Here is a 13,962-nt window from a genome sequence, read left to right on the forward strand (position 1 = left end):
TGGAGGATCCGTGGACCTGTCCCTGTCGACTCGCAATGTGTCCGGCCCTGGTGGCGACCGTACGGTCGTCGAGGTCGGTGGCGAGATTGATGTGTATACCGCGCCCAAGCTGCGCGAGCAGTTGGTCGAGTTGGTGAACGACGGCAGCTACCACCTGGTCGTCGACATGGAGGGCGTGGACTTCCTGGACTCGACCGGCCTCGGCGTTCTGGTCGGCGGGCTGAAGCGCGTACGAGCCCACGAGGGCTCGCTGCGCCTGGTCTGCAACCAGGAGCGCATCCTGAAGATCTTCCGGATCACGGGTCTGACCAAGGTGTTCCCGATTCACACCACGGTCGACGAGGCCGTCGCCGCCACCGACTGACCAGGGCGACGACGCCCGGCCCGCGCGGGCCGGACGCCGCCGCGTGTCGTCCACCGCGCCCGGGCCGCCCCTGCGGCGCCCGAGCGGCGGTGACCGGCGACACCGCGGGGCCGGGCCGGTGCCCGGTGCCTCGGTGACCGGGGTGCCGCGCCGTCCCGAAGCCCGTGAAGCCCGCGGGCTTCACGGGCCCTGCCGGGTCCTGTCCGGGCGCTCCGGCGGCCCGGTGCCCCGGCGACGGCGGACGCCCGGGAGCCCGCGGACCGGATGCCCGAAGTCGCGGCGGCCACGCGCCGTCGCAGGCCCGCGCCGGGCTCCCGCCAGGGCCCGACGCCGGGACCGCGACACCTCGCGCCCTTCCCGGTGAGGGAACGACGCGGAGCCGGAAACGGGCCCACAAGCCCCCTGGGCGGGGCGTGAAGGCCCGCTCGCAGGGCACATGACCTGTGGGAGGGCGCCGGGACCGCGCGGCTCCAGGACGCGCCGGAGGCGATACCGCCGCTGGTGGCCCCGCGCCCCCAGCGGTGCGGACGTGCCGGACGGACCCGGGACGTCCGGTGGAACGGCAGGGGTGCCGGGCAGCCGGCCCGGACCGCTGAGACGCACGCTCGTACGCCCGAGGGGGACCGCATGGCCACCGTTGAACTCCGCTTCAGCGCCCAGCCCGAGCACGTCAGGACCGCCCGCCTGGTGGCGGCCGCCGTCGCACGCCGGGCAGGGGTCGACGACGCCGTGCTGGACGAGGTCAGGCTCGCCGTCGGCGAGGCGTGTTCCCGCGCCGTCGGACTGCACCGCAGCAACGGTGTCACCGCGCCCGTCAAGGTGCGGCTGACCGAGGAGGAGAAGGCGTTCTCCATCGAGGTCGGCGACGAGGTGCCCGGTGCCGGTGTCGCGGCAGCCGACGCGGCCGGCGTGCCCGGCTCGCGCAGCGGCGCGCCGACCGGGGGCTTCGACGACGCGGAGGGCGAGGACCAGATGGGGCTCGCGGTGATCAGCGGGCTCGTCGACGACGTCGAGGTGTCCGCGGGGGAGCACGGCGGACTCATTCGGATGAGCTGGCCCAGGCCGGGTTCCGCGGAAGTCCTCTGAAAGCCCGCCCGCCCCGTAATCCCCGTAAAGGCCCTGCTGAACAGGGCCTTTTTCCTTTCCCGGCATCTTCCGGAGCCGTCCCTCCGGAGCCGGTTCCGCCACCCCGTCACCGCGCCCGGGTGGATTTCGGAAACGGATCATTTGCCGACCGGTGGGACACGGTCGATCCTGTTCTTCGGCGCCCCGCACCGATCGGGTTCCGCTCGCTACGAGCCGTCCATGTCCTGAGCCGACGTCGAGGAGGACGCATGGCGGGGCTCCTCGACCCACAGCGGTTCCAGGACCCGGTGCCGCTCGCCGCCGCGGTCCTCACCGCGGGGAACCGGATCATCGTGGTCGTGATCGCCCTCGTGGCGCTGTTCGCCCTGGTCGTCGCCCAGTTGCTCGTCCGCCAGGTGCTGGCCGCCGGCGAAGGCACCGAATCCATGAAAAGGATCGCCGCCGCGATCCAGGAAGGCGCCAACGCCTATCTGGCACGGCAGTTGAGGACCGTGGCGGTGTTCGCGGCCGTCGTGTTCTTCCTCCTCATGCTGCTCCCGGCCGACGACTGGTCCCAGCGGGCGGGGCGTTCGCTGTTCTTCCTCGTCGGCGCGCTTTTCTCCGCGGTCACCGGATACACCGGCATGCGTCTCGCCGTACGGAGCAACGTGCGGGTGGCGGCGGCGGCGCGCGAGGCCGCCGCAGTGCCGGGCGAACAGGGGAGGGACCCGACGGCCGTCTCGCACCAGGCCATGAGGATCGCCTTCCGCACGGGCGGTGTGGTCGGCATGTTCACCGTCGGCCTCGGTCTGCTCGGCGTCTGCTGCGTCGTCCTCGTCTACGCGGCCGATGCGCCCAAGGTCCTGGAGGGCTTCGGTCTCGGCGCCGCCCTGATCGCCATGTTCATGCGTGTCGGCGGCGGCATCTTCACCAAGGCCGCCGACGTCGGCGCCGACCTGGTCGGCAAGGTCGAGCAGGGCATCCCCGAGGACGACCCGCGCAACGCCGCCACCATCGCCGACAACGTCGGGGACAACGTCGGCGACTGCGCCGGCATGGCCGCCGACCTCTTCGAGTCGTACGCCGTCACACTGGTCGCCGCGCTGATCCTCGGCAAGGCCGTCTTCGGCGATCTCGGCCTCGCCTTCCCCCTCATCGTCCCGGCGATCGGCGTCGTCACCGCGATGATCGGCATCTTCGCGGTCGCGCCCCGGCGCGCCGACCGCAGCGGCATGTCGGCGGTCAACCGCGGGTTCTTCCTCTCCGCGGCCGTCTCGCTGGTGCTCGTGGCGATCGCCGCGTTCGTCCACCTGCCGGCCTCGTTCGCGGAGCTGGAGGGCGTCACCGACACCGCCGTGCGGGCGCACGACGGCGATCCCCGCCTCCTGGCGTTCGTGGCCGTCGCCCTCGGCATCGTCCTCGCCGCGCTGATCCAGCAGCTGACCGGGTACTTCACCGAGCCGGGCCGGCGGCCCGTGAAGGACGTCGGGAAGTCGTCGCTGACCGGTCCCGCCACCGTCATCCTCGCAGGGGTCTCCCTCGGTCTGGAGTCCGCCGTCTACACGGCCCTGCTGATCGGACTGGCCGTCTACGGGGCGTTCCTGCTCGGCGGCGCCTCGATCATGCTCGCGCTGTTCGCCGTCGCGCTCGCCGGCACCGGCCTGCTCACCACCGTCGGCGTCATCGTCGCGATGGACACCTTCGGGCCCGTCTCCGACAACGCGCAGGGCATCGCCGAGATGTCCGGTGATGTCCGGGGTGCCGGCGCGCAGGTCCTCACCGACCTCGACGCGGTCGGCAACACCACCAAGGCGATCACGAAGGGCATCGCCATCGCCACGGCGGTCCTCGCGGCCTCGGCGCTGTTCGGCTCGTACCGGGAGGCCATCGCCACCGCCGTCGCCGACGTGGGCGCCAGGGCCACCGAGACGACCCTCAGCATGGACATCTCGCAGCCCAACAACCTCGTCGGCCTCGTCTTCGGCGCCGCGGTCGTCTTCCTCTTCTCGGGGCTGGCCATCAACGCGGTGTCCCGTTCGGCGGGATCGGTGGTGTACGAGGTGCGCCGCCAGTTCCGCGAGCACCCCGGGATCATGAACCGCACGGAGAAGCCGGAGTACGGGCGGGTCGTCGATATCTGCACCAAGGACGCCCTGCGCGAACTGGCGACGCCGGGCCTGCTGGCCGTGATGGCGCCCATCGCCGTCGGCTTCGCCCTCGGCGTGGGCGCGCTCGGCGCCTACCTCGCGGGCGCCATCGGCACCGGTCTCCTGATGGCGGTCTTCCTGGCGAACTCGGGCGGCGCCTGGGACAACGCCAAGAAGCTCGTAGAGGACGGCCACCACGGGGGCAAGGGCAGCGAGGCCCACGCCGCGACGGTGATCGGCGACACGGTCGGCGACCCGTTCAAGGACACCGCGGGGCCGGCGATCAACCCGCTGCTCAAGGTCATGAACCTGGTGGCGCTGCTCATCGCGCCCGCCGTCGTCCGGTTCGGCCACGGCCCCGACGCCAGCGCCGGTGTGCGGGCCGTGGTGGCGGCGGTCGCGATCGTCGTCGTCGTCGCGGCGGTGTACGTCTCCAAACGCCGCTCGGTCGCCGGGGACGGCGAGGACACGCCCGGGCGCTTCACCGGCTCCCCGGACAAGACGGCCCCCGTACGGTGATGACTGACCGCGCCATGACATGACACCTGGTCAGGTGGGGGAGGGCGGGGTGCCGCAAGACCGCGGACACGCGGCTCCGGGCCGTCTCGGTGAGCCTTCTCTCCCTTGGTGCAAACGGTGCAAAAGCGCATGCAGTGGCCACCCGGCACGCGGTTGCCGCCCACGTGGCGTGTATGTTCCGGGGCCGAGAGCCTCGGAAGGGACCGATCCGGTGAACAAGAAGCTTGCAGCCGTGCTGTCCGGTGGTGCGGTGCTGGTACTCGCGCTGTCGGGCTGCAGCAGTGACGAAGGCGACGAAGGCAAGGTGGACGCCTGGGCGAAGACGTTCTGCGACCAGGCGAAGCCGCAGATCCAGAAGCGGGCCGACGCCCAGCAGACCATCATCTCGACGGCGGCGGACGGCAAGCCCGCCGACGTCCAGGCGGCGGACTCGAAGGCGTTCCAGGACATCGCGGACACGGACAAGGCGCTCGCCAAGGCGGTCGAGAGCGCCGGCGTCCCGCCCGTCGAGAACGGCGAGAAGCTCCAGCAGGACGCCGTCAAGGAGCTCACCGCCACCGCCACCGCCTACGAGGGGCTCAGGAAGCAGGTCGACGCCCTCGACCCCAAGGACCAGCAGAAGTTCGCCGACGGCCTGCAGGGTGTCGCGAACGGCCTGAAGCGCATCGAGAAGATGGACCAGGACGCGCTGGCCAAGCTCCAGTCCGGTGAGTTGGGCAAGGCCATGGCCAAGCAGCCCGGCTGCCAGAAGGCCCGGGCGTCCGTCGCGCCCACCTCGACCGGCGGCCCCGCGGCCGAGCCCGGCGACGCCGCGCCCGCCTCCCCGTCCGCCGCGGCCTCCGGCCGAGCGTCGGCGAAGCCCTCCGCCTCGGCGAAGCCCTCCGCGTCAGCGAGCGCCAAGTCCGAGTAGCGGTACGCGCCCCGCCCGTCCGGCCCGGTTGTCCACAGGGAAGCCGGGCCGTTCGTCATTGTCCGTGGCGCCGGTCACAATGAGCGTGTGAGTACGACCAGCCTGACCCCCAGCCTCCCGGTGCCCGACCACGCCGACCGCCTGCGCGCCGCCCTCCTCGACGCCGGCTTCACGGCGGACGGGCTCCTCGACCGGCTCGGCGCGCCCGCCTACGCCGCCCTCGCCCGCAGCGAGACGGTGCCCGCCCTGCGCGCCACCCGCGGGGACGGACCGCTGGACACCCTCGTCCGCCTGTTCCTGCTCCAGCAGCGGGTGCCGCACGCGTGGGCGCGTGCCGCCCTCCCGCTGGACGAGGCGCTCGCGGACGGCTGGGCGGTGAAGGACGGGGACGGCGTCCGGGCCACGGTCGACGTGCGCCCGTACGGCGGCCCCGACGGCGAGGACTGGTACATCGTCTCCGACCTCGGGTGCGCCGTGGGCGGCGCGAGCGGAGCCGGAGGCAGGGGCGAGGGCGTCGTCCTCGGCGTGGGCGGCGCGTCCACCACGCTCGCCGGGCTCACCGTACGGACGCCCGTCGCCTCCGCGCTGGACCTCGGCACCGGTTCCGGCATCCAGGCGCTGCACGCCACGCGGCACGCCACGCGGGTGACGGCGACGGACCTCAATCCGCGGGCGCTGGAGTTCACCCGGCTGACGCTCGCGCTGTCCGGCGCGCCGGAGGCCGACCTGCGGGCCGGGTCGCTGTTCGAGCCGGTCGCGTCGGAGACGTACGACCTGATCGTGTCGAACCCTCCGTTCGTCATCTCCCCGGGCGCCCGGCTCACCTACCGGGACGGCGGGATGGGCGGCGACGACCTGTGCCGCGCCCTCGTCCAGCAGGCCGGGGAGCGGCTCAACAAGGGGGGCTACGCGCAGTTCCTGGCCAACTGGCAGCACGTCGAGGGGGAGGACTGGAAGGACCGCGTCCGCTCGTGGGTGCCGCGCGGGTGCGACGCGTGGATCATCCAGCGGGAGGTCCAGGACGTCACCCAGTACACGGAGTTGTGGCTGCGGGACGCCGGGGACCACCGGGCCGCCCCGGAGGAGTACCGGGCGCGGTACGAGGCGTGGCTCGACGAGTTCGAGGCGCGCGCGACCAAGGCGGTCGGCTTCGGCTGGATCACGCTGCGGAAGTCCGGCACGGACGAGCCGTCCATCGTCGTCGAGGAGTGGCCGCACCCGGTGGAGCAGCCGCTCGGCGAGACCGTGAGGGCGCACTTCGCCCGTCAGGACTACCTCCGGGCGCGGGACGACGCGGCTCTGCTCGCCGACCACTTCGTGCTCGCGCCCGAGGTGGTGCAGGAGCAGGTCGGGCTGCCGGGCGCGGAGGACCCCGAGCACGTCATCCTGCGGCAGAACCGCGGGATGCGGCGGGCGACCAAGGTCGACACGGTCGGTGCCGGGTTCGCCGGCGTCTGCGACGGCACGCTCAGCGCGGGCCGCATCCTGGACGCCATCGCCCAGCTGATGGGCGAGGACCCGGTCGTGCTGCGGGACCGCACGCCGCAGGCGATCCGCCTCCTCGTGGGGGAGGGCTTCCTGGAGCCCGCGCGGCCGGACGGCCGGGGCTGACGCGGAGCCGGCGCGGGACCGGCGCGGAGCCGACGCGGTGCCGGGCGGGTGAACGGCCCCGGGCCCCGCGCCGTTCACCCGTAATTCGCGCTTCCGACGCCCGGAGGTGTCAGCCTCCCCGGGGGCGCCCCGCAGCGTGGCCCAGGCTCACGGTCCCACGGGCACGCGGCCGGCCACCGCGCACGGCCCGCGGGGCCCCGGGGACTGGTACGACGAAACGGGGTACGGGCATGGAGAGCGGACCGGCCATCTTCGCCGGCACGGCGTTCACGGTCTTCGGCGCGGGACTGCTGGTGTGGACGGTGGCTCGTGTGACGCACCGTGCACCAGTGGCACACGGGGTGAGTCCGGCCACAGCCGCCGCTTTCGCCGTCGGAGCCGGAGCGGCGTTCCTGGCCCTCGGCGTGTGGTGCTTCGGCCGGATCTGACCGGCATCGCCCCGGCCGGCTCCCGCAGCCACCGCGACCGGTACCGCCACGACCGGGGGCGTACACCCGCTGAGCAGGCCGAATCGGGTCAGGACCGGCGATCGGCAGGGCCGGGCGGAAGACCGGGACGGACCGGTGAGGAGCCGGTCGCGCGGCGTGGGGCACCCCCGGTCGGAACGTGACCCTCCGCGTCATGACGGGAGTCCGGGCGGCAGGAATGCCAGAAGTCGGGTTACCGTTCGAGTGGCCGTTGCGGGCTTTCGCCGTTTGACACGGGGGCGGGTTGTACCGTCACACTCCGCAGCGACAGCAGCGTCACAGCCGTGGCGCAGTGCCCGCAGTGCCCGCGGTGCTCCCCAGGCGGGGCCGCACCGCGCCGTACACGCACCGAGCGCCGACCGGAGAGAAGAGCGAAGAGTTGTCCCCGACACGCGAGACCGCACAGGGCGGCCGCCGACTCGTCATCGTCGAGTCCCCTGCCAAGGCGAAGACGATCAAGGGCTACCTCGGCCCCGGCTACGTCGTCGAGGCGAGCGTCGGGCACATCCGCGACCTTCCGAACGGTGCCGCGGAGGTGCCCGAGAAGTACACCGGCGAGGTGCGCCGGCTCGGCGTCGACGTCGAGCACGACTTCCAGCCGATCTACGTCGTGAACGCCGACAAAAAAGCCCAGGTCAGGAAGTTGAAGGAGCAGCTCGCCGAGTCCGACGAGCTCTACCTGGCCACCGATGAGGACCGCGAGGGCGAGGCCATCGCGTGGCACCTCCTGGAGGTCCTCAAGCCCAAGGTCCCCGTCCACCGGATGGTCTTCCACGAGATCACCAAGGACGCGATCCAGCAGGCCGTCGCCAACCCCCGCGAGCTGAACAAGCGGATGGTCGACGCCCAGGAGACCCGCCGCATCCTGGACCGGTTGTACGGCTACGAGGTCTCGCCGGTCCTGTGGAAGAAGGTCATGCCCCGGCTGTCGGCCGGCCGCGTGCAGTCCGTCGCCACCCGGCTCGTCGTCGAGCGGGAGCGCGAGCGCATCGCCTTCCGCTCCGCCGAGTACTGGGACCTCACCGGCACCTTCGGCACCGGCCGCGCCGGCGACCCCTCCGACCCGTCGGTCCTGACGGCCCGCCTCGCCTCGGTCGACGGCCGCCGCGTCGCCCAGGGCCGCGACTTCGGCGCGGACGGCCGCCTCAAGGGCGACCAGGTCCTCCACCTCGACGAGGCGAACGCCCGCGCCCTGGCCGCCGCGCTCGCCGACACGCGGTTCGCCGTCCGCTCGGTCGAGTCCAAGCCGTACCGCCGCTCCCCGTACGCGCCGTTCCGCACCACCACCCTCCAGCAGGAGGCGAGCCGCAAGCTCGGCTTCGGTGCGAAGGCCACGATGCAGGTCGCGCAGAAGCTGTACGAGAACGGCTTCATCACCTACATGCGCACGGACTCCACGACGCTGTCCGACACGGCCGTCGCCGCCGCCCGCGCGCAGGTCACGCAGTTGTACGGCGCCGACTACCTGCCGGACGCGCCGCGCACGTACGCCGGGAAGGTCAAGAACGCGCAGGAGGCGCACGAGGCGATCCGTCCCTCGGGGGACCGTTTCCGCACGCCCGCCGAGACCGGACTGACCGGCGACCAGTTCAGGTTGTACGAGCTGATCTGGAAGCGGACCGTCGCCTCCCAGATGAAGGACGCGGTCGGCGACTCCGTCACCGTCAGGATCGGCGGCCGGTCCGCGGACGGCCGCGACGCCGAGTTCAGCGCCTCCGGCAAGACGATCACCTTCCACGGCTTCATGAAGGCGTACGTGGAGGGGGCCGACGACCCGAACGCCGAGCTCGACGACCGCGAGCGCCGCCTCCCGCAGGTCGCCGAGGGCGATCCCCTGACCGCCGAGGAGGTCACGGCGGACGGCCACGCGACCAAGCCGCCGGCCCGCTACACCGAGGCGTCCCTGGTCAAGGAGCTGGAGGAGCGCGAGATCGGCCGCCCGTCGACGTACGCGTCGATCATCGGCACGATCCTGGAGCGCGGCTACGTCTTCAAGAAGGGCACGGCGCTCGTCCCGTCGTTCCTCTCCTTCGCCGTCGTCAACCTGCTGGAGAAGCACTTCGGCCGGCTCGTCGACTACGACTTCACCGCGCGGATGGAGGACGACCTCGACCGCATCGCGCGCGGCGAGGCCCAGGCCGTGCCGTGGCTGAAGCGGTTCTACTTCGGCGAGACGGTGCCCGACAGCGGCTTCGCCGCCGGGGGCGCGGGCGGCGCGGCCGACGCGGGCAACGGCGACGGCGACCACCTCGGCGGCCTGAAGGAGCTGGTCACGGACCTGGGCGCGATCGACGCCCGGGAGATCTCCTCCTTCCCCGTCGGCAACGGCATCGTGCTGCGCGTCGGCCGCTACGGCCCGTACGTCGAGCGCGGCGTGAAGGACGAGGAGGGCCACCAGCGCGCGGACGTCCCCGCCGACCTGGCGCCCGACGAGCTGTCCGTGGAGTACGCGGAGGAGCTGCTCGCCAAGCCGAGCGGCGAGTTCGAGCTGGGCACCGACCCGGCGACCGGCCACACGATCGTCGCCAAGGACGGCCGCTACGGCCCGTACGTCACGGAGATCCTGCCCGAGGGCACCCCGAAGAGCGGCAAGAACGCGGTGAAGCCGCGCACGGCCTCCCTCTTCAAGTCGATGTCCATCGACACGGTGACCCTGGAGGACGCGCTCAGGTTGATGTCGCTGCCGCGCGTCGTCGGCAAGGACTCCGAGGGCGTCGAGATCACCGCGCAGAACGGCCGCTACGGCCCGTACCTGAAGAAGGGCACGGACTCGCGTTCCCTGGAGAGCGAGGAGCAGCTCTTCACGATCACGCTGGAGGAAGCCCTCGCGATCTACGCCCAGCCGAAGGCGCGCGGCCGCGCCGCCGCCAAGCCGCCGCTGAAGGAGCTGGGCACCGACCCGGTGAGCGAGCGCCCCGTCGTCGTCAAGGACGGCCGCTTCGGCCCGTACGTGACGGACGGCGAGACGAACGCGACGCTGCGCAGCGGCGACAGCGTGGAGACGATCACGCCGGAGCGGGGCTTCGAGTTGCTCGCCGAGAAGCGGGCGAAGGCCCCGGCGAAGAAGACCGCCAAGAAGGCGGCGGCCAAGAAGACCGCCGCGAAGAAGACCACCGCCGCGAAGAAGACGACGGCGAAGGCGACGGCGGCGAAGAAGACCGCGGCGAAGAAGACGGCCACCAAGACCGCCACGGCCAAGAAGGCGACGGCGAAGACGACGACGGCCGCCAAGGCCGGCGCCTCCGACGAGTAGGCGCCGGGGGAGGCGGGACGGACGGGCCCACAGGCCCGCCGACGGACCCGCCGGGCGCGCCCGTGCCCTTCCCGGGACCCCGCCCGCGCCCTCCGGGCCGGTCCACGCCCTTCCGACCGGTCCGCGCCCGGCCCCGTACCGCGACAGCGCGGCGCGGGGCGGCGCGCGCCGTACCGGGGGCCGGCCGCCGTGTGATCGCGCGGCCGGTCGGGGCGTATGAGTGTCGGCCTGGGCGGATAGGCTGAGGGGATGACGCGAGCCGAGCAGCCAACGGCCCTGGGCCCCACCTCAGACCCCGAAGTCTCCGACGCCGCACTCGCCGCGGACTCCCGCGAGCGCGCCGTACGGGCGCTGCTGCGCAACCCACGGCTGCGCCGGTTGTGGAGCGCGTCGCTCGTCGGCGGCGTCGCCGACGCCCTCGCCCTGCTCGCCCTGGTCCTCCTCACCGTGCGGGCGACCGTCGCGGAGGAGACGCTCGGCGGCGGGGTGCGCGGCGCGGCCTTCGCGGTCGCCGCCGTCCTCGGCGCCCGCGCGCTGTCCACGCTGCTCCTCGGTGCCGTGCTGCTCGGCCCGATGAGCGGCCTCGTCGCGTCCGACGGCCCCCTCGACCGCCGCTGGACCATGATCGCCGCGGATGGTGTGCGGGTCGCGCTGCTGGTCGCCGCCCCGCTCTGGATCGTCTGGACGCCCGACCAGGCCGTCCTCCTGCTCCTGATCACCGCCTTCCTGGCCGGTGCCGCCGAGCGGTTCTGGACGATCGCCCAGGAGAGCGCCGCCCCCGCCCTGCTGCCCGCCCCGCCCGCCGGGGGCGCCGCCGTGCGGCCCCTGCCGGACCACTTGGGCACGCTGCGCCGGCTCTCGCTGCGCACCGGGTTCGTCGCCATCCCGGCAGCGGCCGCCGCCCTGCTGGTCACGGCCCTCGCCGGCAAGCTGCTGGCGCTCGGCGTCGACTGGTTCGCGACGCACCAGGCGGCGCTCGGCTCGTACGCGGCGGCCGGGCTGTTCGCCGGGTCCCTGTCGATCCTGTACTTCCTCCAGCTTCCCGACACGCAGACGCCGCGCCCCCGCTCCCCGCTGGAGGGCCTGCGCCGGCCGTCGACGGGCGCGGGAGCGGAGAAGGGCCGCACGGGCGCCATACCGCTGCTCGTCCTCGCCTGCGCCGCCGTCGCCGGAGCGGTCGCCTCCGCCGCGGCCGTCGCCGTACTGCACGCCGCCGAGCTGGGCGGCGGCCCCGTCGCGTACGCGCTGCTCGTCCTCGCCCTGACCGGGGGGACGGGCCTGGGCGTCCGCGCCGCCCGCGCCGTCCTGCCCGCCCTGTCCCGGCGCCGGCTCCTCGCCCTCGCGACCGCCGTCACCGGGATCCTCCTGCTCGTGATGGGCCTCGTGCCCGACACGGCGACCGTCCTGTTCCTCGCGCTCGCCGCGGGCCTGTCGGCCGGCGTCGCCGCGAACGTCGGGCACACGCTGATCGACCAGGAGACGGAGGAGTTCCGCCGGCCGCGCCTGACCGAGCACCTCCAAGCCGCCGTGCGGGTCGCCATCGCGCTCGGCGCGCTCGCGGCGCCCCTGCTCGCCGCGGCCATCGGCCCGCACCGCCTCGCCGACGGGGACGGCGTCTTCGCGCACGGCGGCGCCGCCTTCACGCTGATGCTGGTCGGCGCGCTGCTGCTGCCCGTCGCCGCGCTCGTCCTCGCCAAGACCGACGACCGGTCGGGCGTACCGCTCCGCCGTGATCTGCGCGACGCGCTGCGGGGCGCCGATCCGGCGCAGGCCCCGGCCCCCACCGGATTCTTCATCGCCATCGAGGGCGGCGACGGCGCCGGGAAGTCCACGCAGGTCGCGGCGCTCGCCGAGTGGATCCGCGCGAAGGGCCACGAGGTGGTCGTCACCCGCGAGCCGGGCGCCACGCCCATCGGCAAGCGGCTCCGCTCCATCCTGCTGGACGTCTCGTCCGCCGGCCTCTCCCACCGCGCGGAGGCGCTGCTGTACGCCGCCGACCGCGCCGAGCACGTCGACTCGCTGGTCCGCCCCGCCCTGGAGCGCGGCGCCGTCGTCATCTCCGACCGGTACATCGACTCGTCCGTCGCCTACCAGGGCGCCGGCCGGGACCTGTCCCCGACGGAGATCGCCCGCATCTCCCGCTGGGCGACCGGCGGGCTCGTCCCGAACCTGACCGTGCTGCTGGACGTGCCGCCGGAGACGGCACGCGAGCGGTTCACGGAGGCGCCGGACCGGCTGGAGTCGGAGCCGGCCGAGTTCCACGCGCGCGTACGGGCCGGTTTCCTCACGCTCGCGGCCGCCGACCCCGCCCGGTACCTCGTCGTGGACGCCGGGCAGGAGCCGGAGGCCGTCACCACCGTCGTACGCCACCGGCTCGACCAGCTGCTGCCGCTGTCCGAGGCCGAGATGAAGGCCCTGGAGGAGGCGCGGAAGGCCGCCGAGGAGGAGGCCCGCCGCAAGGCCGAGGAGGAGGCCCGGCGGAAGGCCGAGGAGGAGCGCCTGGAGCGGGAGCGCCAGGAGCAGCTCGCCCGGCTGCGCGCCGAAGAGGAGGAGCGCAAGCGCCGCGAGGAGGAAGAGGCGCGGCGCCGCGAGGCCGAGCGGCAGGCCGAGGAGGCCCGCCAGCGCGCGGCCGAGGCCCGGCGGCTCGCCGAGGAGGAGCGGCGGCGGCGCGAGGCCGAGGAGAAGGCTCGCCGCGAGGAGCAGGAGCGGCTGCGCAAGCGTGCCGAGGAGGAGGCCCGGCTGCGCGCCGAGGCCGAGGAGCGGCGCCGCGAGAAGCAGCGCAAGGCCGAGGAGGCCCTGCTGCGCGCGGAGGAGGCCCGCCGCCGGGCGGCGGCCGAGGCCGAGGCGGCAGCCGCAGCCGCCGCCGCTGCCGCCGCGGCGGCCCGGCCGGCCGTCTCGCCGCACGACGTGACGGTGCCGACCCCGGTCGTACGGCCCGACGAGATCACGCAGCCCCTGCCCGCGGCCCGCATCGACCTGCGCAAGGACGACGACGAGACGCAGCGCATCAGCATGCGCAAGGCCGAGGAGCCCGCGGTCCGGCCGGAGGAGGAGACCCAGCGCATCAGCATGCGCAAGGACGACCCGGCCCCGGACGTCGCCGAGACGGCGGTCCTGCCGTCCGTACGGGACGAGCGGCCGGACGACCGCGTGCCGCCCGGCTTCTTCCGCGACGAGGTCCGGCCCGGTGCGGCGCCCGAGCCGCCCGGCGCCAACGAGCGGACCCGCGAGCTGCCCCAGGTCGACGAGCAGGGCAGGCCGCGGCGCGGCCGTCCCGACTGGGCGGAGGAGACCCCGCTGGACGACCTGCCGTCCCTGGCCGACGAACTGCTCGGGGGCCAGGACGACGAGGGCGACGGCCGGGGCGGACGCCGCCGCTGAGGCCCGCCGCGCCCCGCTGGGGCGCGTACGCGGTGGTCGGACGTCGTGGCCGTACGTGGTGGTCGGATGTCGTGGCCGGGCCGTAGCAGGACGCCGTGGTCGGATGTCGTGGCCGGGCCGTAGCAGAGGGCGCCGCGGTGGGACACCGAGGCCGGGCCGTGGCCGGACGTCCGCCGTATGCGGTGGTCGGATGTCGTGGCCGTACGCCGCCGTCGGGCCGCGGCGCCGTCCGTGCCGCCGGAGCG

At 74.0% G+C, this 13,962-nt stretch carries 8 protein-coding genes; all 8 read left to right on the forward strand.

Annotated elements, in window-relative coordinates; all coding sequences use genetic code 11:
• Nucleotides 1-10 precede the first annotated feature (10 nt).
• A complete protein-coding gene (locus RND61_RS22690; RefSeq protein WP_003967428.1) occupies nucleotides 11-364 on the forward strand; it encodes an STAS domain-containing protein in 354 nt (117 codons plus the stop codon).
• A 627-nt stretch (nucleotides 365-991) separates the two neighbouring features.
• Nucleotides 992-1,450 (forward strand): ATP-binding protein, encoded by a 459-nt coding sequence (locus RND61_RS22695; RefSeq protein WP_315879890.1) that lies wholly within the window; start codon nucleotides 992-994, stop codon nucleotides 1,448-1,450.
• Between the two features lie 248 nt (nucleotides 1,451-1,698).
• Nucleotides 1,699-4,095 carry a sodium-translocating pyrophosphatase gene (locus RND61_RS22700; RefSeq protein ID WP_315879891.1) on the forward strand — a complete coding sequence of 799 codons (2,397 nt, stop codon included), beginning with the start codon at nucleotides 1,699-1,701 and terminating at the stop codon, nucleotides 4,093-4,095.
• A 211-nt stretch (nucleotides 4,096-4,306) separates the two neighbouring features.
• Nucleotides 4,307-5,005 carry a small secreted protein gene (locus RND61_RS22705; protein WP_315879892.1) on the forward strand — a complete coding sequence of 233 codons (699 nt, stop codon included), beginning with the start codon at nucleotides 4,307-4,309 and terminating at the stop codon, nucleotides 5,003-5,005.
• Between the two features lie 87 nt (nucleotides 5,006-5,092).
• Nucleotides 5,093-6,616, forward strand: a complete 1,524-nt coding sequence (locus RND61_RS22710) for a class I SAM-dependent methyltransferase (protein ID WP_315879893.1) — start codon at nucleotides 5,093-5,095, stop codon at nucleotides 6,614-6,616.
• Nucleotides 6,617-6,846: 230 nt separating this feature from the next.
• Nucleotides 6,847-7,044 carry a hypothetical protein gene (locus RND61_RS22715; protein ID WP_315879894.1) on the forward strand — a complete coding sequence of 66 codons (198 nt, stop codon included), beginning with the start codon at nucleotides 6,847-6,849 and terminating at the stop codon, nucleotides 7,042-7,044.
• Between the two features lie 418 nt (nucleotides 7,045-7,462).
• The gene (topA, locus tag RND61_RS22720; protein ID WP_315879895.1) at nucleotides 7,463-10,336 is read left to right on the forward strand and encodes a type I DNA topoisomerase; all 2,874 of its coding nucleotides are present in this window, start codon (nucleotides 7,463-7,465) and stop codon (nucleotides 10,334-10,336) included.
• Nucleotides 10,337-10,585: 249 nt separating this feature from the next.
• Nucleotides 10,586-13,717: a dTMP kinase gene (tmk, locus tag RND61_RS22725; protein WP_315879896.1), complete on the forward strand. Its 3,132-nt coding sequence runs from the start codon at nucleotides 10,586-10,588 to the stop codon at nucleotides 13,715-13,717.
• Nucleotides 13,718-13,962 lie beyond the last annotated feature (245 nt).

Source organism: Streptomyces tamarix (assembly GCF_032423885.1).
Lineage (GTDB): Bacteria > Actinomycetota > Actinomycetes > Streptomycetales > Streptomycetaceae > Streptomyces > Streptomyces tamarix.